A 24,507-nucleotide genomic window follows, 5' to 3' on the forward strand; every position below is an offset into this window, starting at 1 on the left:
TATTTTCATTACTTTAGTAGAGCGTTATCAATACTGATAAGCAAATAGTTACAATACTTTTCCTTTTCCTGAATTATCGAATTTAAGATCAATAATAAAAACTTAATTTTTATTTATGAAATGTATCTGCACGCCAATAACATCAATTATCTGTTTTATTTTTTTACTGTTTCCAATTATAATAAATGCCCAAACTACCGAAACTACCAAACCCGAGAGCGAAATAAAATATCCTCAGTTTCAATTTAGAGGACTTTTTCAGGGAAGATTTCTGGCAGCGATGACAGATAATGTTGATGTACTGGGAGTTCAACATACCACTGGAGAAGTTACACAAACTTCCTTTGATATTAAAAGAATGCGTGTTGGTCTTACAACTAAAATTAGTCCGGAAACGGAAGTCGTGATTCTGGTAAACTTAGCCGATTTTAAATCGGATCCAAAAGGAAAAGTTTTAGAAAATGCTTACGCGAAATATACATTTAATAAATATGCGGCATTAGTTGGTGGACAATTTAGAGCTCCATTTGGTATTGAGGATCAGGTTTCAGTAGATATCATAAAATCGTTTGATTTCTCTAACCAATATTATGAATTTGGAAAAAATGGCTGGACCAGTTTTCAAATTGGTGCTTCAGTTTTGGGATCAGTTGATATTGGAAAAGTTCCTGTAAATTATGCTTTTACTATTGTCAATGGAAATGGAAAGAATCAGGAAAAAGATAAGGATAACGGAAAACAATATTTTACAAGATGGGTTTTCGGTTTATCAAAAAAGAACAACATAAATCTGGGTTTAAACGGAGGAACCGGAAGAGTTTCAACACAGGAAGTTTTTGCAATTGGAGCTGATATAACCAGTAATTTTAAACTTGCAGATAAGTTTCATTTAGAACTGCAAGCTGAATATAAACAAGGAACAAATCATAATTTATATTTTTCATTACCCGTTGACGGCAGAACCACAAGTGTTGCAGATTATCAAATGCGAGGTTTTTATTTTTTGCCTAATTTAAGATATGCAATAGCTTACAACAGGTTATCTTCTATAGAAGTATCCTGTCGCTACGAAACTTTTGATTCCAGTTATAAAATCAACTCAAACGTAAGACAAACTTATACGCCAATGATTAGTCTTGAATTTGGTAAAGCCTACACCGGCCGCATCGAGTTAGGATTTACACTTGATAACTATGAAAAAGACATTCCGGATACCTCGACATATAGCAGCAATTTATTTTTAATTCAACTGCAATGCCGCCTTTAGTTTAATTTAATTCTCGTTCATTATGAAAGAAGTAAAAATTACCCAAACCATCATCACATTTGCCGTTGGACTTATTATTTGGTTTATTCCGGCTCCACAGGGTGTTGTAATTGAAGCCTGGCATTTATTTGCGATTTTTGTGGCTACTATTCTCGGAATCATTCTCAAAGCGGCTCCAATGGGAACCATGTGTATGATTGCGATTGCCTTGACTGCCTTTACACAAGTTCTTGCACCAGGAGAAGCTGGTAAATCGATCACACTGGCATTAAAAGGTTTTGGAGATAAAGTAATCTGGTTAATCGGAATTTCATTCTTCATTGCTAGAGGTTTTATTAAAACGGGATTGGGAAACAGAATCGCTTTTCTTTTCATCAGAGTATTCGGTAAAAGCTCCCTTGGATTAGCTTATGGTCTAGGACTTGCCGATGTGGTTTTAGCTCCAGCGGTACCAAGTAATACCGCAAGAGGTGGGGGAATTATTTATCCTATCATGAAATCAATGTCTATGAGTTTTGGCTCCATGCCGGATCAACCGGAAACACATCGAAAATTAGGTGCGTTTTTAACACTGAATAGTTATAACATGAACCTGATCGCCTCTTCCATGTTTTTAACAGGAACGGCCAGTAACCCCATGTGTCAAAAGTTTGCCCTTAATTTAGGAATTAAAATTTCGTGGATGTCATGGGCAACTGCGGCGATTGTTCCCGGTATTGTTTCCTTCTTTGTCATTCCGTTTGTATTGTATAAAATTTATCCTCCTGAACTCAAAAGTACTGGAGACGCTCCACAAATTGCTAGTCAAAAACTAAAAGAAATGGGACCAATTTCCCGAAATGAATGGTTAATGTTACTAACGTTTTTCATTTTGTTATTTCTTTGGATAACAGGTGATTTATTCTCTATCGATGCAACAACAACTGCTTTTATTGGTTTAGTTGTATTATTACTAACCTCTGTATTAACCTGGGAAGATATTAAGGCCGAAAAAGGTGCCTGGGATACCATTGTTTGGTTTTCTGTTTTGGTAATGATGGCAAGCTCACTGAACGAATTAGGTTTTATTGGCTGGTTTAGCGATCAGGTAAAAGCGGAAATTGGCGGTTTAAGCTGGCAAATGGCTTTCCCAATTATTATTTTGGTTTACTTCTTTAGTCATTATCTTTTTGCCAGCGCAACTGCACATGTGGCTGCCATGTATGCTGCATTATTAGGCGTTGGTATTTCTATCGGAATTCCGGGATTACTGCTTGCTTTCATGCTTGGATTCGTGGGTTCCTTATATGGAACATTAACACATTACGGTCACGGACCAGCACCCGTTTTCTTTGGTAGCGGTTATGTCGATTTAAAAAGCTGGTGGGTTAAAGGCTTAATTACCGGACTTGTCATGTTACTTATTTACATGGTAATTGGCGGATTATGGATGAGAGTTATTGGATATTTCTAAAGACAATACAAGATAAATAGGTTAAAAATCAGCAATTTAAAAGAAGGTCACGCAATAAAACATCGTTATTATGCTACAAGCTTTTATCACAGGTTTATTAGCGACTTCATCCCTCATTATTGGCGGAATACTGGCAATTCGGTATTCGCTAAGTAATCGTGCTATTGGTGTGATTATGGGGTTTGGCGCCGGAACTTTAATTTCGGCCATATCGTATGAGTTAATTTTTGAAGCCGTAAAACTAGGGAGAGGTACTATGTATCCGGCTTTTGGCTTTTTTGCAGGCGCATCCATATTTTATTTTTCAGACAAGCTTATTGCCAATTTTGGAACCAATAATCCGATGAAGTTAGGAGCTAGCAAAAACTCCAATTTAATAATCCCGATGGTATTAGCGATTATCTTAGATGGTGTTCCAGAATCCATCATCATCGGCTTAGGAATCTTTGAAGGAGTTTCAGGAAATCTTACGATGTTAGTAGCGGTTTTCATTTCTAATTTACCGGAAGCTATCGCAGGATCTTCCGGAATGAAATCGAGTGGCTGGAGTAATAAAAAAATCATATTGCTCTGGATCTGTATTGCATTGCTTTGTGCATTGGCAACACTAGCAGGTTTCTCCGTTTTTAGCAGTGCCTCACAGGAATGGCTTTCGTTTATTCAGGCTTTTGCGGGCGGAGCAATTTTAATGATGTTGGCCAACTCCATGATTCCCGAAGCTTATGAACATGGAGGAAAACTAGCTGGAGTCTTTACCGTTTTAGGCTTTTTCCTTTCTGTTTGTCTGGTTGTTTTTGAGAACTTCCATTAAAAAATAGAATCAATTTCCTTCTTATAATTTGAGTCATAAAAAGTAGCCTTAGTGATAATTAGATTTGTCCTTATAAATGTGTGACAAACAGCATTTATTTGCTTTCAAACTTTTTTCCTTTCTGTTTTCTTCTAAAAGATAAATTTCATAAAAGCCTTCAATTACTTGATTTGAAGGCTTTTATTTTTAAAATATTTATACACTTAAAAATTACCTTATTGATAAATTAAAAAAAGTAAAATCAAAAAAAGATTGTGAATTTCTAGTTTAAATCGTTAAATTTATTGCCTTATTGTTGATTCCTAAGTGTGTAATTAGTGCTATCTTAGCAGAAACAAAACAGTAAGAATATCATCTAACCTATTCAGGATGAAATCATTTAATAAAAAAACCTTTTAACCCAGATTATATCCTATAATACAATGAATAAACAGCATTACAATCTTTTACTTGCGGACGACGATGAAGATGATTGCGCTTTTTTTAAAGAAGCCCTTGATGAACTGTCGCTTCCGGTATCTCTTGCTGTTGTTAATGATGGCGTCCAGCTTATGGATTATTTAGCTGCCCATTCTTCTGATAATTTACCAGATATGTTATTTCTTGATCTTAATATGCCTCGTAAAAATGGGCATGAATGTTTAAAAGAAATAAAAGAAATTGCCGAACTGAATTCGCTGCCGGTAATTATTTTCTCAACATCCCTGGATACAGAAATTGTTGATTTGATGTACCAGAAAGGCGCGACTTACTATATTCGGAAACCCGGCGAATTTTCTAAATTAAAAAAAGTCATTGGCAACGCCCTGAATGTAGTTTCTGAAAATAAATTAAAACAACCTGTACGAGAGCATTTTGTTCTTCAACCTTAAATAGTTTTGAGAATGAGCCGTACAAACAAGGAACATTATTTTCTAGCCGGTGGTGGCGAAATGGGCGAATTAATTCGTGCCAAAGACTGGAGCAAAACATCTTTAGGAGATCCTTCGACCTGGCCCCAAAGTCTTTGTACTATGGTGGCCGTTATGCTGGAAAACCCTTTTGGAATGTATATTGCCTGGGGTGACGATTATACACAATTGTATAACGATGGCTATCGTCCTATTTTAGGTTCGACCAAACATCCCGATGCTCTCGGAATTAGTACCAGACAAACCTTCTCTGAAATCTGGGATATAATAGGTCCTATGTTTGATGGTGTTATGGAAGGTAAACCTATTGGTTTTCCAGACTTTATGCTGCCTTTAAACAGAAATGGTTTTGTAGAAGAATGCTACTTCGATTTTTCATACAGTCCCATTAGAAAAGAAGATGGTACCGTTGGCGGTGTGCTTGTTACTGTTATTGAGACGACAGAAAAGAAACGGGCCACTGACGCCTTAAAGGAAAGCAATTCCCGTTTTTTAAATAATATTATGCAGGCTCCCGTTGCAATGTGTGTTTTTAGAGGAAAAGAGCATATTGTAGAAATTGCGAATGAAAAAATGATTCAATTGTGGGGAACCACTGCTGAAAAGGTCTTATATAAACCTATTTTTGAAGGTTTACCAGAAGCAAAAGATCAGGGTTTAGAAAATTTAATCAATACGGTCTATAGCACGGGTGAAAAATTTATTGCAAATGAACGCCCGGTTCAATTGCCCCGTAACGGAAAAACTGAAACTTTTTATCTGAATTTTGTTTATGATGCCCTTAAAGAAAGCGACGGAAGTATCTCTGGAGTTGTAGCTATTGCTATCGATGTAACAACACAGGTTCTAGCCAGAGAAAGAATTCACGAAGGTGAACAAAAAGTAAGACAGCTTGTCGAAAATGCCCCTTTTCCGATTGGTGTATATGTGGGAAAAGAAAAACGAATTGAACTTGCTAACCAATCCATTATGGAAGTTTGGGGAAAAGGAAATGATGTCATTGGGAAATTATACACCGAAATTTTACCGGAACTTGACAATCAATTGGTTTTTGATCAGATTAGTCACGTGTTTGATACTGGTGAATCTTTTCACTCCAAAAATACCCGTATTGATCTGACTATAAATGGCATATTAGAAACTTTTTACTTTGATTATAGTTTTACGCCATTATACGATATAAATGGGAACATTTATGGGGTAATGAATACTGCAGCCGAAACAACTGACCTTAATCTCGCAAAGAAAAGAATAGAAGAAAACGAGAATAATTTGCGAAGCATGGTTTTGGAAGCTCCAATTGGTATCTGTGTTTTAGATGCTAAAACTTTGATAAGCGAAATTGTAAACGAAAGCTTTATTGAAGTTGCAGGAAAATCATACGATCAAATTGCAGGAAAACACTATTGGGAATCCTTTGCCGAAGTTAAACCTTACTACGAAGAAGCTTTACAAAAAGTTATAGATGAAGGCCTTCCGTTTTATGCAAATGAAGTAGAAATGATGCTTGTGCGTCATGGCAAGGAAGAAATTGTATATGTGACTTTTGTCTATGCACCTCTTAAAAATATAGAAGGAAAAGTAACAAAAGTTGCTATTTGGGTGCTTGATAATACACCACAGGTAAAAGCAAGACAAGAAATTGAAAAAGCAGACAAACGTTTCCGTAATACTGTAAAACAAGCACCAATTGGAATTACTATTCTGCGTGGTTCAGACTATCTTGTTGAAATGGCAAATGATGCCTATCTAAAATTAGTCGACAGAGAAGAGCATACTTTTGTCGGAAAGCCGCTATTTGATTCTTTACCAGAAGTTGAAGAAAGCGTAAGTTCTCTTTTAAAAGATGTTTTAACAACAGGAATTCCTTTTCATGGATATGAAGTGCCGATTCCTTTAAATCGCTATGGAAAATTGGAAATTTCGTATTTCGATTTCTTATATTCTCCTTTAAAAGAAGAAGATGGAACCATCTCTGGAATTATTGTAACTGTTACAGAAGTCAGCGAAAAAGTTGAAACACGAAAAGAAATAGAGCAAAATGAAGAAAGGCTGAAAATAATTGTGGAAGCCAGTGAACTGGGAACATGGGAATTGAATGTAAAGACCAGAGAACCTATTTATTCTCATAGATATCTTGAAATTGTTGGTGGATACAAGGATAATTTAAAATTAACCCATGACCAATTGCTGAAACATCTTCATCCTGATGATATGCACATTCGAAATAAAGCTTTTAAAGAATCTCTTATCTCAGGATATCTTAATTATGAAGCACGAACAATATGGATCGATGGTTCAATTCACTGGATAGAAGGAAAAGGAAAACTTTTCTACGATGAAGATAATAAACCTGAAAAGTTAATTGGAACCATTAGAGATATCACTGATGAAAAAAACCATCAACACGAACTCGAAGAAAGCGAGAAAAGATTTCGTTCTTTAACCGAAAGTATTCCGCAGCTGATTTGGGAAACTGATGAAAAAGGAAATGCCTTGTTCGCATCAGGAAAATGGTTTGAATACACCGGAATTCATCCCGACGGTGAACCCGAATGGAGAGCGATGATTCATCCCGATGATTTTGAGGAAAATGCCAGAATATGGAGTCATAGTTTAGCTACAGGAGAAGCTTACCGCTGTGATGTTCGCGTTAGAAGAAAAGATGGCAATTACAGATGGCATGCCGTAATTGGTGAGCCGGTTTTAGATATTGATGGTAAAATTCTAAAATGGGTGGGCGCCTTCACCGATATTCATACTGAAAAAGCCTTTACACATGAACTCGAACAGCAAGTAGCTGCCAGAACCAAAGAATTGAATATAATGAACGAATCACTTCAAAAAAGTGAAGAACGTTATCATTTAATGGTGGAAGAAGTACAGGATTATGCCATTTTATACCTTGATCATCAAGGAACTGTAGAAAATTGGAATTTAGGTGCTCAAAAGATAAAAGGATATAAAGCCGATGAAATTATTGGCCACAATTTCTCTAAATTTTACACAGAAGAAGATATAAAGAAAAATCTTCCTCAAAAACTGCTAAACGTCGCTATAGAAAAAGGAAAATCAAGCCATGAAGGATGGCGCGTTCGCAAAGATGGAACCTATTTCTGGGCTAGTTCTGTTATTACTGCGGTTCACAACAAAAAAGGTCATGTAATTGGTTTTTCAAAAGTGACACATGATCTATCAGAAAAAAAGAAAGCAAATGATAAATTAAAATTAAATGCCTTAGAGCTCGAGCAAAAAAACATAGAACTCGAAAAAATGAATCAGGAGTTACAGTCTTTTGCCTATATCTCTAGTCATGATTTACAGGAACCGTTAAGAAAAATTCAAACTTTTGCTACGCTCATCTTGGAAAAAGAGTTTGAAAATTTAACTGATAGCGGAAAAGATAAATTTCAGCGCATGCAAAGTGCTGCGCAACGTATGCAAACCTTAATTAATGATTTACTCTCCTACTCGAGAACAAATATTCAAGAGCGCGTTTTTGAGAAAACAGATCTTTCTAAAATTATTGATGAAGTTAAAGACGATTTAAAAGAAGAAATTGAGCAAAAAAATGCTACAATTGAAAACTGTGAGAATTGCGAAGCTAATATTATTCCGTTTCAATTTAGACAACTCTTGTATAATTTAGTGAGCAATTCGCTTAAATTCTCCAATCCTGAAACACCAATTGTCATAAAAATTGAAAGTGAAATTAAAAAAGGAGCACTTTTAAATAATGGAAAATTGGAAAAAGACACCGACTATTGTCATATTAAAATTTCCGATAATGGAATTGGTTTTGAGCAGCAATACAGCTCCAAGATTTTTGAAGTTTTTCAACGTTTACACGGAAAATTAGAATATACCGGAACTGGAATTGGACTTGCCATTGTGAAAAAAATTGTAGACAACCATAGTGGTATTATTACGGCCACCGGCGAAAAGAACAAAGGAGCTACTTTTGATATTTATCTTCCGGTTCAATAATGAATTAAATACCAATTTTTAAATTCCAAATTCCAAAACGTAAACTTCAAAACTTAAATTCAATATAAAAGCGGGAGTCTATTTTAGAACTCCCGCTTTTTTTTACTTTAATTCGATTATGATTTTACAAACTGCCTTCAAAAGGAGAAGCCGGTAAGTTTTCTTTATTGTATAAATTAGCCTGATCCGGATTGTCTGCCCACGCATATCTTACTCTCGTTGGATTTAAAATTGTTTCATTTGATATGATAATTTTATCTCCTTCAATAGCCGCATTAGCCCAAACAAATTTCCCGTCATTTCCAGCAATTTCAAATGCTTTCAGAGGTTGATTGTCTTTGGTTACTAAACCTGTTCCAATATCCGTAAAACTTAAAACAAGTTGGTTTCCTTTTTGTTCCATTGCCTTAAAAAGTGGCCCCGAAGCAACAAGATTCTTTTCTCCATAAACCATTTTTCTGGCCAATAAAGAAAGTCGTTTCCCGACATCGTATTTGTTTAAAGGGTGAATGTCATTCCACTCTCCAAGATCAATAGTAACAGCCATTCCTGTATTCGGAACCGCTAATGTATTTTTTTGCTGTTGCCTTAAGGCTGCCCAATTACTTTCTCCCGGTTCTGTTTTCCGCGCCATAAAATTAGTAAGCTGCACGTATAAAAACGGAAACGAACCCTGCTTCCACTCTGCTCTCCAGTTTGTAATTAAAGTTTCCATCAAAGCCGAATATTCTTCCGGTTTTTTAGTACTCGATTCGCCCTGATACCAAAGCACACCTTTTAATCCATAATTTTTCAATGGCGCAATCATCGCATTATACAACCCGACTGGTTTCCATCTGATAAAAGTCTGTCCTGGTAAAGCCGCCATCTTTACACCTAACTTATACTTCCAGGAACCTTTCAAATCTATAACTTCATTACCAAGAATCAATTCGTATGATTTGTCTTCAACAAAACCACCTCTTCCGGTATTATTAATGACACGAATGGCAATCTCATTTTTTCCTTCTTTTAAAAACTTTGCATCAAAAGGATAAATTCTTGGCGGATACATATAAGATGTTGTACCCACAAAATGACCGTTTACGTAAACTGAATCGGCATCAACAATTCTTCCTAAAATAAGTCTTGCATTGCTTTCCTTTAAACTTGAAACTGCAAATTCTTTTCGAAACCATAGTACACCATTTACATTTCCCAATTCAGTATCAGCCCAATATCCCGGAATATTCATGTTTTTCCAGTTTGAATCTTCTAATTCAGGATTGGACCATTTATTCTTCAAACCTTCATCTTCTTTGTTGATTGTAGCATACCAGGTTGAACTGATTTTTTTATCACTTTCCTCGATTTGAGTACCTAAAGTTCCGTCTTTAAACTTTTGATATTCAGCATCATATTCTGGAAACTTTTTAACTGCTTCGGCACTTATCCAGCATTCTGCAGGCGAGCCACCTAATGCGCTATTAATTAACCCGATCGGAATTTTATATTTTTGATAGATTTCATCCGCAAAAAAATAAGCAACAGCAGAGAATTTTAAAATGTTCCCAGGATTTGCAGAAAGCCATTCTCCCGAAGAAAGATCTACGTTTTCTTTTGCAAATTCGTACTGATCAGGAACCAAAAATTGTCTGATATTGCTATTATCAATTTTCGCAATTACATCTTTGTATTTATCCTTAACACGTTCCATTGGAAGCTCCATATTAGATTGTCCGGAACAAAGCCAGACATCACCAATCAAAATGTTTTTCAGGACAATAGTATTACTGGCCGATAAAGTCATTTCATATGGTCCGCCTGCTTTTTGGGCTGGCAATATAACCATCCAGTTTCCATCTTTTGCCGCTATAGTTATGAATTTCTTTTGATTGAAATTAATTTCAATCTTTTCATTCGGCGACGCCCAACCCCAAATTTTTAGTGGAATATCGCGTTGTAAAACCATTCCGTCGCTAATTAAACGAGGGAGTTTTATCTGCCCGTAAATACCACTGCAAAGGAAGAAGGCAATAATGATTACTATTTTTTTCATATTTATTCTTATTTCAGGAATCAACGATCAATTTACGGCATGAAAACCAGGTTTACACAAGAGGTACTGTAGAAAATTCGAATGACAAATAGTTTGTTCAAAAATAATCGGGACAGACTATTTGTATTTTGTTTTAAAGCTGCATTTTTTTAGCATCTTCAATAAATTGATTCAAACCTATATCAGTCAAAGGATGTTTCAATAATCCTTTAATAGACGATAATGGTCCGGTCATTACATCAGATCCAACTTTGGCACAATTCACTACATGCATTGTATGTCTGATTGAAGCTGAAAGTATTTGTGTATTGAAAGCGTAATTATCGTAAATTTCTCTGATTTCTGAAATCAAATGCATTCCGTCTGTTGAGATATCGTCTAGTCTTCCTAAAAATGGAGAAACATAAGTCGCTCCTGCCTTTGCAGCCAATAAAGCTTGTCCAGGTGAGAAAACCAAAGTAACATTTGTTCTGATTCCTTTGTCTGAAAAATATTTACAAGCTTTGATTCCGTCAGCAATCATTGGCAATTTCACTACTATTTGCTCGTGCAATGCTGCAAGCTCCTCACCTTCTCTGATCATTCCGTCAAAATCGGTTGAAATAACTTCTGCGGAAACATCGCCATCTACAATATTACAGATTGCCAGATAATGCTTCAAAATATTGTCTTTTCCTGTAATTCCCTCTTTGGCCATTAAAGACGGATTCGTCGTAACACCATCTAAAACCCCAAGCGCCTGGGCTTCTTTAATATCTTCTAAATTTGCTGTGTCAATAAAAAATTTCATTGGTTTTTGGTTTAAGTTTATTTTTGATTATGTAATAGTCTTGTATTCCAATTCAATAAAAATGAATTAGAAACAAGTGATTTGATTTGAAAATATAATTTAAAATTTGAATAAGAGAGAGAAAGAAATCACTGCGAAGACAAGTTGAAAAACTATCTGTTTTGAATAAGAAAGCAGTGAAATGGCCGTTGACCTCTTCAATATCAACGGCCATAATTACTAAATAATTCACTTCATTTTTCCTGGCAAATACACTAACCAAAATATTTTGCCAGAGACAAAAAAACTACAAAAAACAATCTTGATTTCGGTTTAGGATTAACCGAAAATTATTTTTCTGTCGTCAATCAATTAAATGTATTGATTGATGATATTTTCGAACAATTCTTGTTTACCGCTTTGTAAATTCAATTCACCATTTTCCTGTGCAATTTTATACAAATCAGTCAAACTTAATTTTCCTTCTTCAAAAGCTTTTCCGTTTCCAGAATCAAAAGAACTGTAACGGTCTGTTCTTAATTTATCATAAGGAGAAGATGTAATAATTTTGTCAGCCGTCAATAATGCTCTGGCAAAAGTATCGGCTCCACCAATGTGAGCTAAGAATACATCTTCCATATCAGTAGAGTTTCTTCTGATTTTGGCATCAAAATTAACTCCTCCACCTTGCAGTCCGCCAGCTTTTAAGAAAACCAACATTGCTTCTGTAACTTCCTGAATGTTATTTGGAAATTGATCTGTATCCCATCCGTTTTGGTAATCACCTCTATTGGCATCTAAACTTCCTAACATTCCAGCTTTGGCAGCCACTTCCATTTCGTGTTGAAAAGTATGTTGCGCTAATGTAGCGTGATTCACCTCGATGTTCATCTTGAAATCTTTCTCTAAGCCATATTTATGCAAAAATCCAATAGCTGTAGCCGAGTCAAAATCATATTGATGTTTCATTGGCTCCATAGGTTTTGGCTCAATGAAGAAATTTCCTTTGAATCCTTGTGCTCTTGCATAGTCTCTTGCCTGAGCCAGGAATTGTCCCATATGATCCAATTCTCTTCCCATATCTGTGTTCAGCAAAGTCATATAACCTTCACGACCTCCCCAAAATACATAATTTTCTCCTCCTAAAGCAATGGTAGCATCCAATGCCAATTTTATTTGACCTCCAGCTCTTGCCAATACATTAAAATCTGGATTAGTTGCGGCACCGTTCATATATCTTGGATTAGAAAAGCAGTTTGCCGTTCCCCAAAGTAATTTCACTCCGGAAGCTGCTTGTTTTTCTTTCAAATATTCAGTAATGGTAGCCAATCTGCTTTCTGATTCAGCGAAAGTAGCTCCTTCGTTAACCAAGTCATAATCGTGAAAACAGTAATAGTCAAATCCCATTTTAGTAATGAATTCGAATGCTGCATCTGCTTTTTCTTTTGCGGCAGCGATGGCATCTGTAGGCTGATCCCAAGGAAAATGTTGTGTTCCTGGTCCGAATGGATCTGAACCCTGACCACAGAAAGTATGCCAGTAAGCGATCGCAAATTTAAAGTGCTCACGCATTGTTTTTCCAGCCACAACCTGCCCTGGATTATAATATTTAAATGCCAATGGATTATCAGACTCCTTACCTTCAAATTTAATTTGGCCTATACCTTTGTAGTATTCTTTATTGCCTAAAACTATCATATCTTTTATTTTTTGTATGTTAATATTAATTCTAATTCCTGTTTCCATTTTTGGTAAGCCTGAACATACGGCTCTTTGTTTTGCAGCGGTAAAAAGGTCATTACGTGATCGTTCGTTGTAATACTTGAACCGAACTTTTCAAAATCGCCATCGATCAAACCAACTGCTCTTGCTGCACCTACTGCTCCTGTTGTATTGTAAATTTCAATTTCGTGTCCAATTAATGTTGCCACAGTATTAGAGAAAATTTCGGAGCGGAATAAATTATCATTTCCAGCTCTGATTACACCAATTGTAGCATTGTCATCTTTTAAACACTCCATTCCGTAAACGAATGAAAAAGCGATTCCTTCTAAAGAAGCTCTGAACAAATGTGAGCTGCTATGAATGTTTAAATTCAGGTTTAAAAAGTGTGTTCCGATGTTTTTATTGTTGAACATACGTTCAGCGCCATTTCCAAACGGAATAACGACAACGCCATCAGAACCAATATCAATTTTTGATGCTTTGCGGTTCATTGATTCATAGGTTTCATCACCCATATTATTTCGCAACCATCTGTACTGAATTCCGGCTCCGTTAATATTCAGTAATTTTCCTATTCTTGGTTTAGCTACTTCATAATTAACATGAACAAAGTTGTTTACCCTAGTGCTTTTATTTCCGGCTGACATTTCACTAACCGCATAAAAAACTCCCGAAGTTCCTCCAGTTGCAGCCACTTCACCAGGGTTTAACACATTTAAAGCCAATGCATTATTAGGCTGATCACCGGCTCTATAAACGACTGGAATACCATTTGGAAGTCCCGATTCTTTTGCTCCTTTTTCATTTAACACTCCCTGATTTGTGAAATTCTCCACAATTACAGGCGTTAAAGATTCGTCAATTTCGTAGTAATCTAACAACCAATCAGCCACTTTGTTCTCTTTATAATCCCAAAGCATTCCTTCAGAAAGTCCGTTTTTAGTTGTCGTAACATCGCCTGTTAGTTTGTAAGCGATATAATCACCCGGCAACATATATTTATAAACCTTACTGTATATTTCAGGTTCGTTTTCTTTAACCCATTTTAATTTTGAAGCCGTGAAATTCCCAGGAGAATTCAATAAATGACCGAAACATTTTTCGGCTCCAATTTCTTCAAAAGCTTTATCTCCAATAGCTACAGCTCTACTATCGCACCAGATTATAGCGTTGCGCAATGGGTTGCATGCGTCATCCACAATAACCAATCCGTGCATTTGATACGATATACCCACACCCTGAATTTTAGAAGCTTCGATATTTGCTTCACGAATTGCTCTTTTTGTCGCTGTGCAAATGTGTTGCCACCAAATTTCAGGATCCTGTTCTGCCCAATCAGCATGCAATGAAACGATCTCCATTTCGTTTTGCGGTTCGTGCAAAACGATTATTTTTTTGCCTGTTGCTGCTTCTACCAAGGCAACCTTGACCGAAGAACTTCCAATATCATATCCTATATAATACATACTTTATAATGATTCTCTTATTGTTAAACTTGTTGCTATATATTGCTGCACCGTTTCATCTGTTGTGATAAATGTTGCGGCTTTTGTTCCCATTTCTTTAAAATCTGTTGACACCACCGAGATTCCTTTATAAATAAATTTCTTCATTGGTGTTTCATTATATGATAAAAAACCAACATCTGTTCCCGGCTCTAAATCCTTCTCTTTGCACTGCTCTAAAAAGTGCCCTAAAATCCTGTCACTAACACTTATATAAGCGATTCCTTTTTCGATATTGAACTTTTTTGAATCTGTAACAATGTCATATTTAAAATGAAAATCAGCACAAAATTTCTTAAAGGATTCCAATGTCTCTTTTGGGTGATTCGTGTAATCCGGAAAAATAAATTCTATGTTTTTATACTTTTTAAACAAATCAGCTGCATCTTTAAGCGAATTATAAAACGCTTTTCCGAAATCCTGAAAAACATAATTATTTTCCTTTTTCGAATGAATATTCCAGTCAATCAAAAGCAATTTATCATTCGAAATTGCCGATAATGTTGGCGATACTTCTTTGTGATCAAAATTCATCACCACATACTTGTAATACTTACCAACACTATTGTTTATGATCGTTTTAAAAACATCAATATTATAATGATGAAATTGTACATCTGTAATAACATTATCCGGTAAATTGTTCACAAACGAGTGATACAAAACTTCTTTATAGGCCTTGAAAGTATCTAGCACCAAAAGCACTTTTCTGGTTTCACCTGATACATAGTATCCTTTATTCGGAACAGAATCAATTACATTCTGATCCTTCAAAATAGTATACGCTTTAAAAACAGTATCTCTAGACAACTGATTTTCTTTACAAATCGCATTTACCGACGGAAGCAAATCTCCTTTTTGCAAAATATTCTCTGCAATGGCATTATTAATTCCGTTAACCAATTGCTGGTATTTCGGAATATCACTGTCGTGATTGATTATAAATACAAATTTTTCCTGTTCTTCGTTTAACATACTGTTCCGTTCTGTTCTGGTATGCTAAAGTAGGTAAATGTTTGTAATAAAAAAATACTTTTTACATTAAAAATGTTAACTTTTAAAATAATTTGGACGTTTCCCTCCGGGCCGGGCTATCCGTTTCAAGTCCTCGCACTTCCTTCGTCAGGCTCCGGGCTTTCCACTGCTATCCCTCACGCAAATCGTTTCCAAAAGAGGTGACAGGATAATAATTTTCAAAAGCTCCAGCGGAGCGTACTATGATATAGCAAAAAATCCCTCATCTTTATAGGAGCTACAGCGGAGCGATATCACGGTCTATGATATCATCGCTACTTACGTTAATCTTATCAATTCTATAAACATGGCGTCCCGATGGGACACAATAATACTTGATTTTTTAATCCATAAAAAAATTATACTACATCGTTAGCTCCAGCGGAGCGTAATATTTATAACAACAATTCCTCAGCTTTCTAAAAGCTCCAGCGGAGCGATATCACGGTCTATAATATCACCCCGATGAGGTCCGTTTCACCCCACTCGGTCTCTTTTAAACGATTACTTTATCAAAATTTATAAAAACAACCGGTTGTGATATTCGTGAAATTTTTTTAATGCTTATTTATCTTTTTTATTATAAGGATCAATCGTAACAATCGAACCGTCAGCATTATATTCAATTTTTGTTACTTTGATAGATCTTAAATGTGTCACTCCTTTTGATAGACTTGAATCATGGTAAAACAAATACCATTCGTTTTCAACCTCACAAATCGAATGGTGCGAAGTCCATCCAATTACGGGATTCAGGATTCTTCCTTTATAAGTAAAAGGTCCATATGGGTTATCTCCTATCGCATAACAGATAAAATGAGTATCTCCTGTTGAATACGAGAAATAATATTTTCCATTGTACTTGTGTACCCATGAAGCTTCAAAAAAACGACGATCATTATCTCCTGCTAATAAAACAGCTCCATTTTCATCTAGAATTTTGATTTCTTTCGGCTCTTCTGCAAACTCTTTCATGTCGTCAGAAAGTAAAGCAACAATTGGACCTAATGCTGGTTCATTTGAGGAAGGTTCTTCGTTTTGTCCATCATATTTATTATCACGGTATTTTTGAAGTTGGCCTCCCCAAATTCCACCAAAATACATATAATATTTTCCGTCATTATCTTCAAAAACGGCCGGATCAATAGTATAACTTCCTTTAATAGCTTCTGGTTCCGGTGTAAAAGGCCCCGTTGGAGCATCGCTTATCGCAACTCCAATCTGAAAAATTCCGTTGGCACGTTTGGCTGGAAAGTACAAATAATATTTTCCATTTTTACAGGCGGCATCCGGCGCCCACATTTGTCGCTCGGCCCAGGGAACATCATTTACATGTAAAGCCAGACCGTTATCTACAGCTTCCGCATTTACATTTTCCATTGAAATGACATGATAATCTTCCATTCCAAAATGATCTCCATTGTCATTAAAAGGAATTCCGGCATCAATATCGTGTGATGGGTAAATGTATATTTTTCCATTAAATACATGCGCAGATGGATCTGCGGTATACATATGATTTACTAACGGATTTGATATCGCACGTTTGTCTAACGCTGCAAAATCAATATTTTCAATGCTATCTTCAGGCATATTGCTCTCTATTTTTTATTTTATTTAAATAATTAAACTCTTCTTTCTTTCAAATCAGCTTCAATCTGAATTTCCATTTTCTTATTGATTTTATAAAAGAACAGTAATCCAACACCAATTAGAAAAGGTATCGCAGGAAAAATACTTACCAGTAATTTGATTCCGTTAATAGCTACAGGTGTTTGTGTTAATGAATTTGGAACGTAATCAAAATAGCCTAATAATGAAGTTGTCAAAGCGCCACCAATACTCAAACCGGCTTTTAAACCTACCATCATAGCCGAAAATATGATTGCGGTAGCGCGACGGTTATTTAACCATTCTGAGTAATCAGCCACATCGGCAATCATCGCCCAAAGAATTGGAATGGTGATTCCGTAGAAAAATCCATGTAAAATTTGGGACAAAAAAATTAGGTTGATTGATTTGGATGGAAACACGTAAAAGGCTAAAATGAATAAAGTCGACACGAACAAAAAGGAAACGAAAACATTTCTTTTACCATATTTATCGGCTAGTCTTTTTGATAAAGTGATTCCAACAATCATAAAGATAATTCCGCCAGCATTAAACAAACCAAAGCCAGCCGCAATAGGATCATTCCCAAACTGATTCAATCCAATACCGGCTAAACCATCTAATATTGGCTGAATAAAAATGGCCAGTTGTTGCTTGTCTACGTAATTTTCGAAATAAAATACATAAGCGCTGCCTTTCATTGCCAAAGTAATAAATACCAAAGTCGTCAAGGCTAACATGATTAACCACGGTTTATTTTTTACCAAATCGCTTAGATCTTCTTTAATACTTGATTTTTGCTCTGGTTTTGGAACGATACGTTCCTTTGTTGTAAAAAATGTAATTAATAACATAATGGTACCAAATATGGCCAAGGCTGTCATTACTTTTTCAATACCAATTGCTTTATCACCATTTCCGGCACTTTTGATAATACCAAGCATAAAAACCTGAACAAAAAACTGTGCAAACATGACGGCCACAAAACGATAAGACGACAAACTATTGCGTTCGCCCATATCACCAGTAATTACACCACTTAAGGCAGAATACGGCAAATTGTTACCGGCATAAAACAATAGCAAAAAAGTATACGTCACAACCGCATAAATCACTTTACCGTGATACGCAAAATTAGGTGTTGTAAAAGCTAGCAAAGCAATAACTCCCAAGGGTACTGCGGTCCATAAAATCCAGGGTCTGAATTTTCCCCATTTGGTAGTGGTTCTGTCTGCCAAAACCCCAATAATTGGATTAAAAACAAAAGCTGCTATCAAACCGACAACCAACATAATTATAGAAGAATCCTGAGGCGATAATCCGTAAATATCGGTGTAAAAATAAGCGAGGTAAGTAATCAGTGTCTGAAAAACTAAATTTGCCGCCAGGTCGCCTAAGCTGTATCCAATTTTTTCTTTTATGGATAGTTTTTGAGAATTAAAATTCATTATTTGTTTGTGGTTATTTTGGTTAATTTTATAATCAAAGTTGATTTAAATTTGATTATTTAGTTAGCTAGTATACTGTTTTCAAAAGGCTTCTATTTAAGCAATCGGTTGTGTAAAATTAGCAAAAAAAATATATCATGCAAATTTACTTTGCTTTATTGCATATTTTTTTGAAAAACAACCTGTTGCACTAATCTTTAAATCCTTTGTCAATGCTGACATTATTTTGACTCTTTAGTTGCATTATGCTATCATAGGCTTTCTTCGGTTGTAATTGTGCATCAAATAATAAAGGATAATTCGTACGCCCTTTTATAGGCCAATCGTTTAACCAGGATTGCCCATCATAAACGCCCCAGAAAGTTACTCTGCTGATTTTGTCTTTGTGTTTCAGGAATAATTTGAAAATAGATGCATAACGTTGTGCAAGCTTGTCCTGTACATCAGCTGGAAGTTTTTCAGGATACGGATTCATTGTGGCACTTCCTTCAAAATTCTGATTTACATCAGCTCCTTTTAAATCCCATGGATTTGGCAAAACAGTGATATCTAATTCTGTAAAAGCGACTTTTAAACCTATTGCAGAATAAGCCAAAATACTTTCTTCAATTTCTTGTAATGAAGGACTCTCCAATCGCCAATGCGCCTGAATACCAACTCCGTCAACCTTTCCTCCTCCTGCTCTAACTTTTTTTATTAAATTGATTGTACCTTCCCTCTTTGCAGGTTCTTCATTGTTATAATCGTTGTAATATAAATCTACTTTGGGATCTGCAGCGGCGGCCAACTTAAAAGCATCAGTAAGATATTGCTCGCCAAGTGTATTCAAAAAAACGGATTTTCGTAAGGTTCCATCTTCGTTTAAAGCTTCATTCACAACATCCCAGGAACCAATTCTTCCTTTGTATTTTGAAACAATCGTCGTGATATGATCTTTCATGAAAGCTTTCATTTCTGTGCTATCTTTGATTTTCTCCATCCAGGGAGCTAATTGACTGTGCCAGATTAAAGTATGACCGTGAATAAACATTTTATTCTTCTCGCCATAGGCTATAAATTTATCAGTCAATGCAAAATCATATTTGTCTTTTTGAGGATGCACAAACATCGATTTCATGATATTTTCTGCGGTAATCGCATTAAATTCTTTACGAATCAATGCGTCTTGCTTGGCATCTTTCATTTCAATTTGATTCGCGCTTAAAGCAGTACCGATATAAAAATCCTTCTTATACGCCTCTTTCAGGGAGCTGGCTTTTTTTTGCGCCGTACAATTTACGAACAGCAACGTGGTTATTGCCAGTAAACAGGGTTTAATTAATTTCATTTTTTTTATTTTTTGGTTGATAGTTAATTCCAAAACACTTAGATACATGGATTTTCTTTGTCTTTACAAGGTGTTTCACTTCTTAAAAGAACATAATTCTTTTCCTTAAGATCTGACAGATTTTAAAAATCTTTAGGTCAGAATCCCATACCCTCAGTTTTTCAATTTATAAGCAATTCCCATTTCTAATCCTCTTAATTCGGCAAGACCTTTTAATCTTCCCACTAAGGAATAGCCTGGATACGTTTCTGTTTTTTCATCCACATCATGCAAAAAGCCATGATCCGGACGCATTGGCAAACTCACTTTTCTTTTATTCATCAATAAAAGCAGTTTTTCAATAATGACTTCCATTTTTGTATCTCCTTCTAAATGGGCAGATTCCCTAAAAATGTTTTCGCTTTCGCGGAAGGTATTTCGCAAGTGTAAAAAGTGGATTCGATCTCCACAATCGTCAATAATTTGCCCCAGATTATTTTTTGGATCTGCTCCCAGTGAACCCGTGCAATAACAAAGTCCGTTTGCATTTAAAGGTACGGCTTCAAAAATCGCTTTGATATCTTTTTCAGTAGATACGATTCGGGGCAAGCCTAAAACCGAAAACGGTGGATCGTCAGGATGAATAGCCAATTTCGAACCTAATTCTTCAGCAACCGGAGCCACTTCAGACAAAAAACAAATCAGGTTTTCTCTTAATTTAGTATTATCAATTTCTGCATAATTATCCAATAATGATAGAATCTGTTCCGCCGTAAAATTAATTTTACTACCCGGTAATCCTAATAAAACGTTTTTAAAAAGTAATGCTTTCTCGTCTTCAGAAAGTTGGTTTCCGAATTTTAATGCATTTGCTTTTTCTTCATCCGAATAATCATTTTCAGCATTAGGCCTTTTCAATAAATAAACATCAAAATAAGTAAAAGCAACTTGATTGTACAACAACGCCTTGCTTCCATCTTCATTAATAAAATTATGATTGGTTCGCACCCAGTCTAAAATTGGCATAAAATTATAGGTGATGATTTTAATACCGCAATCTGCCAGGTTTTTTAAACTGATTTTATAATTTTCAATGTATTGCAAATAATCTCCGGTAGCACGTTTTATTTCTTCATGAACCGGAAGACTTTCAACAACAGACCATTCCAATCCGGCTTCTCTAATGATTTGCTGTCTTTCTTTTATAGCATCAATTGTCCAGATTTCCCCAACCGGAATTTGATGCAAAGCCGTTACAATTCCGATTGCTCCGGCCTGCTTAATATCTTTTAAAGTAACATTATCCTGAGGGCCAAACCAACGCATGGTTTGTTGCATTTTTATCATGATATTCTTCTTTTCAATTAAAACCCAATACTATTTCCGCCATCAACAGGCAAAACGGTTCCGGTTGTGTATTTTGATTCGCTTAAAGCGAAATAATAAACCGCATCTGCAATGTCTGATGGTTCTCCTAAGAATCCCATTGGCGTTCTTCCCAGTACTTTATTTTTCCTTTCCGGATCATTATCAAGCGCTGTAGAAGACATTTTGGTTTTGATAAATCCCGGAGCGATACAGTTTACGCGAACCCCAAGAGGTGCTAATTCTACCGCCATTGCTCTGGTCATCGATTCAATTGCGCCTTTACTTGCCGAGTACGCAATTACTTTTGGAATACCATATTGCGATGCCATCGAACTAATATTGATAATACTTCCTGCCCCATTTTCTTTCATGTTTTTTACCACAGCTTTACTAACCGCAAAAACACTCAAAAGATTAGTGTGAATTATAGATAAAAAATCTTCATCTGTAACATCCAAAAATTCTTTTTTAAGATTGATTCCCGCATTATTTACTAAAATATCAATTGGGTTCTCTTTGGTAATGTTTTCAATCATGGCTGGAATTCCTGCAAGATCATTTAGATCATAAATAACCGGAATTGCATTTCCTCCAATCTCTTTACAAGCCTCTTCTGTCTTCTCTTTTGATCTTCCAATTATATAAGTTTTGATTCCGTTGTTGCATAATTTCTTTGCCGTTGCAAAACCCAAACCTGCATTCCCTCCCGTTACAATTGCTGTTTTTGTACTCATCTTTTTTAATTTGAATGTTTAGTTTCCCGGTGCAAAAGGGAATTTTAAGGATTGAAAATAGTCTAAAGATTGTGTTGGTTTCTCTACTCCAGCCGGCAATTCTTTACCAGAATATTGCTGAAAATAAAGTAAACACGCATCTCTCCACCATTTTGCTTCTTTATACTGAATTTCTAATAACATTTGCACTTCTTTAAAACGGACTTCATCAACATATTTATCGGTTTTATTCCAAACATTCTGCATTTCTTTTACCTGATTTACGCCTTCCTGATATTTCAGAGCCAAACCGTTCCAAAGCGTTTGTCCGTTTTTTAATTTATAATCCCAGGAAACATGGTGAAACCATAATAAATCTTTTTCTGGACAGGTTTCTAAAGTAGAGAAAATTTTGGCTACTTCGGGAGCATATTGTGCTGTGGCATTAGTTCCCGTTTTAGAACGATCGAAACCAATTCCGTTTTTATCTGCTTTATGATAATACACAGGATTCCACTCTGGTCGGGATAGATTTGAAACCCAAGGCCCCGGCCCATAGTGATGCCCTGTATCCATAATATGATGCAAACCAAGCGGCGTCATATAATTTACAACCGCTTCACGCGATTCAATCATCATTTCTTTTACTGGTTTAATGAAATTTTCATCATTAGAGAAAGTACATCTCAACCATTCATCTGCAATAACCTCAGAATCCAATTGCGGATTCCATGCCAATCTTCCAAAGCCGTACCAATTAGCTTGCGCAAAAGGATGACCGGTCCAGTTTAAATCATTTCCTATGTTAGAAACTCCAGCAATACCAGTCAGTTTTGTTTTTGTTGAAGTACCATCAATAACTTTGGCAACAGTCGTCCCTTTTCCTTTTCGATAGGTATCTGATTCTAAAACTTCCTGAAATAATTTTGGCAGAAAAACCAAATGCGTGCTAAAACCTAAATATTCCTGCGTGATTTGAAATTCCATCATCAAAGGTGTTTTTGGCATCGCACCAAACATAGGATGAAAAGGTTCACGAGGCTGAAAATCAATTGCACCATTTTTTACCTGAACAATTACATTTTCCTTAAATTTTCCATCGTAAGGTACAAATTCGGCGTAAGCCTGTTTTGCACGATCATTAGCGTCATGTTCCGAATACACAAAAGCGCGCCACATAATTACACCGCCAAAAGGTGCAACAGCATCGGCCAGCATATTGGCTCCATCAACATGATCTCTACCATAATTTTGAGGTCCAGGCTGTCCTTCTGAATTTGCTTTTACCAGGAAGCCTCCAAAATCCGGAATTTTTTTATAAATTTCTTGAGCTTTATTTTTCCACCAATTGGCTACGTCAGCATCTTTTGGATCAGCCGTTTTTAAACCTCCAATTTCTATTGGTGCTGAAAAGCGAGCGGTTAAATAAACCTTTATTCCATAAGGCCTGAACACATTTGCCAGAACTTCTACCTTCTCTAAATATTGTGGCGTTAAGATTAAGGCATTCGCATTTACATTAGTTAAAACTGTTCCGTTAATTCCTATAGACGCATTTGCTCTTGCATAATCAATATAACGCTGATCAATAAAATCAGGCAATTTTTGCCAGTTCCATAAAGAGAAACCCGCATAACCACGTTCTACTGTTCGGTCTAAATTATCCCAGTGATTTAGAATTCGGATGTTTGTTTTTGGCGAATCAACAATATTTAAATTTTTAATAGATTTATCAGTTTGAATTAATCTCAAAAAACTATAAACTCCATACAAAACCCCAACCTCTTTTTTACCCGTAATTACAATTTGACTTTTTCCTTTTAATGAAATCGTTTTGATGAAAAATCCTTCTTCATTTATCTGATCAAAATTTCCAATTTCCTTTTGAATTTCAGCACTTAGTAATTCTTTAGAACCAATAATTAAAGTTTTATCTAAATCAATTTTTGCTTTAATTTCGAACTTCTTCCCTAACATATTTTGTAAACCCAAGCGCAACTCATTTGAAGCAATTTTTGAAGTTTCTGAATTCCCTAAAGAAACGATTCCCTGAACATCAGAAAGGTATTTGGAAACTAATTCCGCATCTGTTTTGTTATCATACTGAAGCCACAATTTATAATCCTTTTGAGCCATTGTTTTAAATGAAAACAAAAGCAGAAAAATGGTAAGTATAAATAAATGTTTCTTTTGATATCTCATCAGATTTTTTTTGAATGAATAAATTAAAATTGCAATCGGTTGCGTAAAAATATGATATTGTGTTTTAACAAAAAAATTTTACTGCAAAATTTTTCACACAATACAAATTCTTCTGTTAAAAAAGGGAATGATTGACAAGAAACTGTCACTATATTCAGCTAATTTATTTTCTCTTAGAAGATGCCCGAAGTACAACCTGAGTATTTAAAAAAGTAACTTCAGTAGTGTCGAAGTGGAAAGAGTCATTCGTTCAGCAAAAGCATAAATAGTAACATCTTTGTTGTTCTCCATAAAAAATTAAATACTAATTAATTGATAAATAGATATTTTCACTCCTTCAGTAAAATGGATAATAAGGATCATAAAATAAAAACCAGGC

General features: G+C 35.6%; 16 protein-coding genes. 5 read left to right on the plus strand and 11 right to left on the minus strand.

Annotated elements, in window-relative coordinates:
- Positions 1-115 precede the first annotated feature (115 nt).
- From IRZ99_RS09010 to IRZ99_RS09030, 5 genes are all read left to right on the plus strand, one after another.
- Positions 116-1,267, plus strand: a complete 1,152-nt coding sequence (locus IRZ99_RS09010) for a porin (RefSeq protein WP_194656959.1) — start codon at positions 116-118, stop codon at positions 1,265-1,267.
- 22 nt (positions 1,268-1,289) lie between these two features.
- A complete protein-coding gene (locus IRZ99_RS09015; protein WP_194656960.1) occupies positions 1,290-2,720 on the plus strand; it encodes an anion permease in 1,431 nt (476 codons plus the stop codon).
- 70 nt (positions 2,721-2,790) lie between these two features.
- Complete coding sequence (locus IRZ99_RS09020; RefSeq protein WP_194656961.1) at positions 2,791-3,531, plus strand: ZIP family metal transporter; 741 nt, start codon at positions 2,791-2,793, stop codon at positions 3,529-3,531.
- A 422-nt stretch (positions 3,532-3,953) separates the two neighbouring features.
- Positions 3,954-4,403 (plus strand): response regulator, encoded by a 450-nt coding sequence (locus IRZ99_RS09025; RefSeq protein WP_194656962.1) that lies wholly within the window; start codon positions 3,954-3,956, stop codon positions 4,401-4,403.
- A gap of 12 nt (positions 4,404-4,415) precedes the next feature.
- Entirely contained in the window at positions 4,416-8,429 is a 4,014-nt protein-coding gene (locus tag IRZ99_RS09030; protein ID WP_194656963.1) for a PAS domain S-box protein, read from the plus strand.
- Positions 8,430-8,553: 124 nt separating this feature from the next.
- Here the strand turns inward: IRZ99_RS09030 and IRZ99_RS09035 are convergent, their stop codons facing one another.
- From IRZ99_RS09035 to IRZ99_RS09085, 11 genes are all read right to left on the minus strand, one after another.
- The gene (locus tag IRZ99_RS09035) at positions 8,554-10,467 is read right to left on the minus strand and encodes a sialate O-acetylesterase (RefSeq protein WP_194656964.1); all 1,914 of its coding nucleotides are present in this window, start codon (positions 10,465-10,467) and stop codon (positions 8,554-8,556) included.
- 133 nt (positions 10,468-10,600) lie between these two features.
- Positions 10,601-11,257 (minus strand): fructose-6-phosphate aldolase, encoded by a 657-nt coding sequence (fsa, locus tag IRZ99_RS09040; protein WP_194656965.1) that lies wholly within the window; start codon positions 11,255-11,257, stop codon positions 10,601-10,603.
- 351 nt (positions 11,258-11,608) lie between these two features.
- Entirely contained in the window at positions 11,609-12,934 is a 1,326-nt protein-coding gene (gene xylA / locus IRZ99_RS09045) for a xylose isomerase (RefSeq protein ID WP_194657096.1), read from the minus strand.
- Positions 12,935-12,939: 5 nt separating this feature from the next.
- Positions 12,940-14,427, minus strand: a complete 1,488-nt coding sequence (locus IRZ99_RS09050; protein WP_194656966.1) for a xylulokinase — start codon at positions 14,425-14,427, stop codon at positions 12,940-12,942.
- Between the two features lie 3 nt (positions 14,428-14,430).
- Positions 14,431-15,441, minus strand: coding sequence for a GntR family transcriptional regulator (locus IRZ99_RS09055; protein WP_194656967.1), 1,011 nt, complete (start codon positions 15,439-15,441; stop codon positions 14,431-14,433).
- Between the two features lie 603 nt (positions 15,442-16,044).
- The gene (locus IRZ99_RS09060) at positions 16,045-17,073 is read right to left on the minus strand and encodes a glycoside hydrolase family 43 protein (RefSeq protein ID WP_194656968.1); all 1,029 of its coding nucleotides are present in this window, start codon (positions 17,071-17,073) and stop codon (positions 16,045-16,047) included.
- Between the two features lie 32 nt (positions 17,074-17,105).
- Positions 17,106-18,539 carry an MFS transporter gene (locus IRZ99_RS09065; protein WP_194656969.1) on the minus strand — a complete coding sequence of 478 codons (1,434 nt, stop codon included), beginning with the start codon at positions 18,537-18,539 and terminating at the stop codon, positions 17,106-17,108.
- A gap of 190 nt (positions 18,540-18,729) precedes the next feature.
- Entirely contained in the window at positions 18,730-19,866 is a 1,137-nt protein-coding gene (locus IRZ99_RS09070) for an endo-1,4-beta-xylanase (protein WP_194656970.1), read from the minus strand.
- A 153-nt stretch (positions 19,867-20,019) separates the two neighbouring features.
- On the minus strand, positions 20,020-21,192 hold the full coding sequence (gene uxuA, locus IRZ99_RS09075; protein WP_194656971.1) for a mannonate dehydratase: 1,173 nt from the start codon (positions 21,190-21,192) through the stop codon (positions 20,020-20,022).
- A gap of 17 nt (positions 21,193-21,209) precedes the next feature.
- The gene (locus IRZ99_RS09080; protein ID WP_194656972.1) at positions 21,210-21,947 is read right to left on the minus strand and encodes an SDR family NAD(P)-dependent oxidoreductase; all 738 of its coding nucleotides are present in this window, start codon (positions 21,945-21,947) and stop codon (positions 21,210-21,212) included.
- 18 nt (positions 21,948-21,965) lie between these two features.
- Positions 21,966-24,128, minus strand: coding sequence for an alpha-glucuronidase family glycosyl hydrolase (locus tag IRZ99_RS09085; RefSeq protein ID WP_194656973.1), 2,163 nt, complete (start codon positions 24,126-24,128; stop codon positions 21,966-21,968).
- Between the last annotated feature and the right edge of the window lie 379 nt (positions 24,129-24,507).

Origin of the sequence: Flavobacterium sp. LC2016-12, from assembly GCF_015351595.1 — a bacterium.
Classification (GTDB): Bacteria; Bacteroidota; Bacteroidia; order Flavobacteriales; family Flavobacteriaceae; genus Flavobacterium.

Bases quoted from the DNA above. Each gene is read 5' to 3' on its own strand.
- IRZ99_RS09065 (WP_194656969.1), bottom strand. From the start codon at position 18,539: ATGAATTTTAATTCTCAAAAACTATCCATAAAAGAAAAAATTGGATAC.
- IRZ99_RS09015 (WP_194656960.1), top strand. From the start codon at position 1,290: ATGAAAGAAGTAAAAATTACCCAAACCATCATCACATTTGCCGTTGGA.
- IRZ99_RS09085 (WP_194656973.1), bottom strand. From the start codon at position 24,128: ATGAGATATCAAAAGAAACATTTATTTATACTTACCATTTTTCTGCTT.
- IRZ99_RS09020 (WP_194656961.1), top strand. From the start codon at position 2,791: ATGCTACAAGCTTTTATCACAGGTTTATTAGCGACTTCATCCCTCATT.
- IRZ99_RS09070 (WP_194656970.1), bottom strand. From the start codon at position 19,866: ATGAAATTAATTAAACCCTGTTTACTGGCAATAACCACGTTGCTGTTC.
- IRZ99_RS09035 (WP_194656964.1), bottom strand. From the start codon at position 10,467: ATGAAAAAAATAGTAATCATTATTGCCTTCTTCCTTTGCAGTGGTATT.
- IRZ99_RS09050 (WP_194656966.1), bottom strand. From the start codon at position 14,427: ATGTATTATATAGGATATGATATTGGAAGTTCTTCGGTCAAGGTTGCC.
- IRZ99_RS09010 (WP_194656959.1), top strand. From the start codon at position 116: ATGAAATGTATCTGCACGCCAATAACATCAATTATCTGTTTTATTTTT.
- xylA (WP_194657096.1), bottom strand. From the start codon at position 12,934: ATGATAGTTTTAGGCAATAAAGAATACTACAAAGGTATAGGCCAAATT.
- IRZ99_RS09030 (WP_194656963.1), top strand. From the start codon at position 4,416: ATGAGCCGTACAAACAAGGAACATTATTTTCTAGCCGGTGGTGGCGAA.
- fsa (WP_194656965.1), bottom strand. From the start codon at position 11,257: ATGAAATTTTTTATTGACACAGCAAATTTAGAAGATATTAAAGAAGCC.
- IRZ99_RS09055 (WP_194656967.1), bottom strand. From the start codon at position 15,441: ATGTTAAACGAAGAACAGGAAAAATTTGTATTTATAATCAATCACGAC.
- IRZ99_RS09060 (WP_194656968.1), bottom strand. From the start codon at position 17,073: ATGCCTGAAGATAGCATTGAAAATATTGATTTTGCAGCGTTAGACAAA.
- uxuA (WP_194656971.1), bottom strand. From the start codon at position 21,192: ATGATAAAAATGCAACAAACCATGCGTTGGTTTGGCCCTCAGGATAAT.
- IRZ99_RS09080 (WP_194656972.1), bottom strand. From the start codon at position 21,947: ATGAGTACAAAAACAGCAATTGTAACGGGAGGGAATGCAGGTTTGGGT.
- IRZ99_RS09025 (WP_194656962.1), top strand. From the start codon at position 3,954: ATGAATAAACAGCATTACAATCTTTTACTTGCGGACGACGATGAAGAT.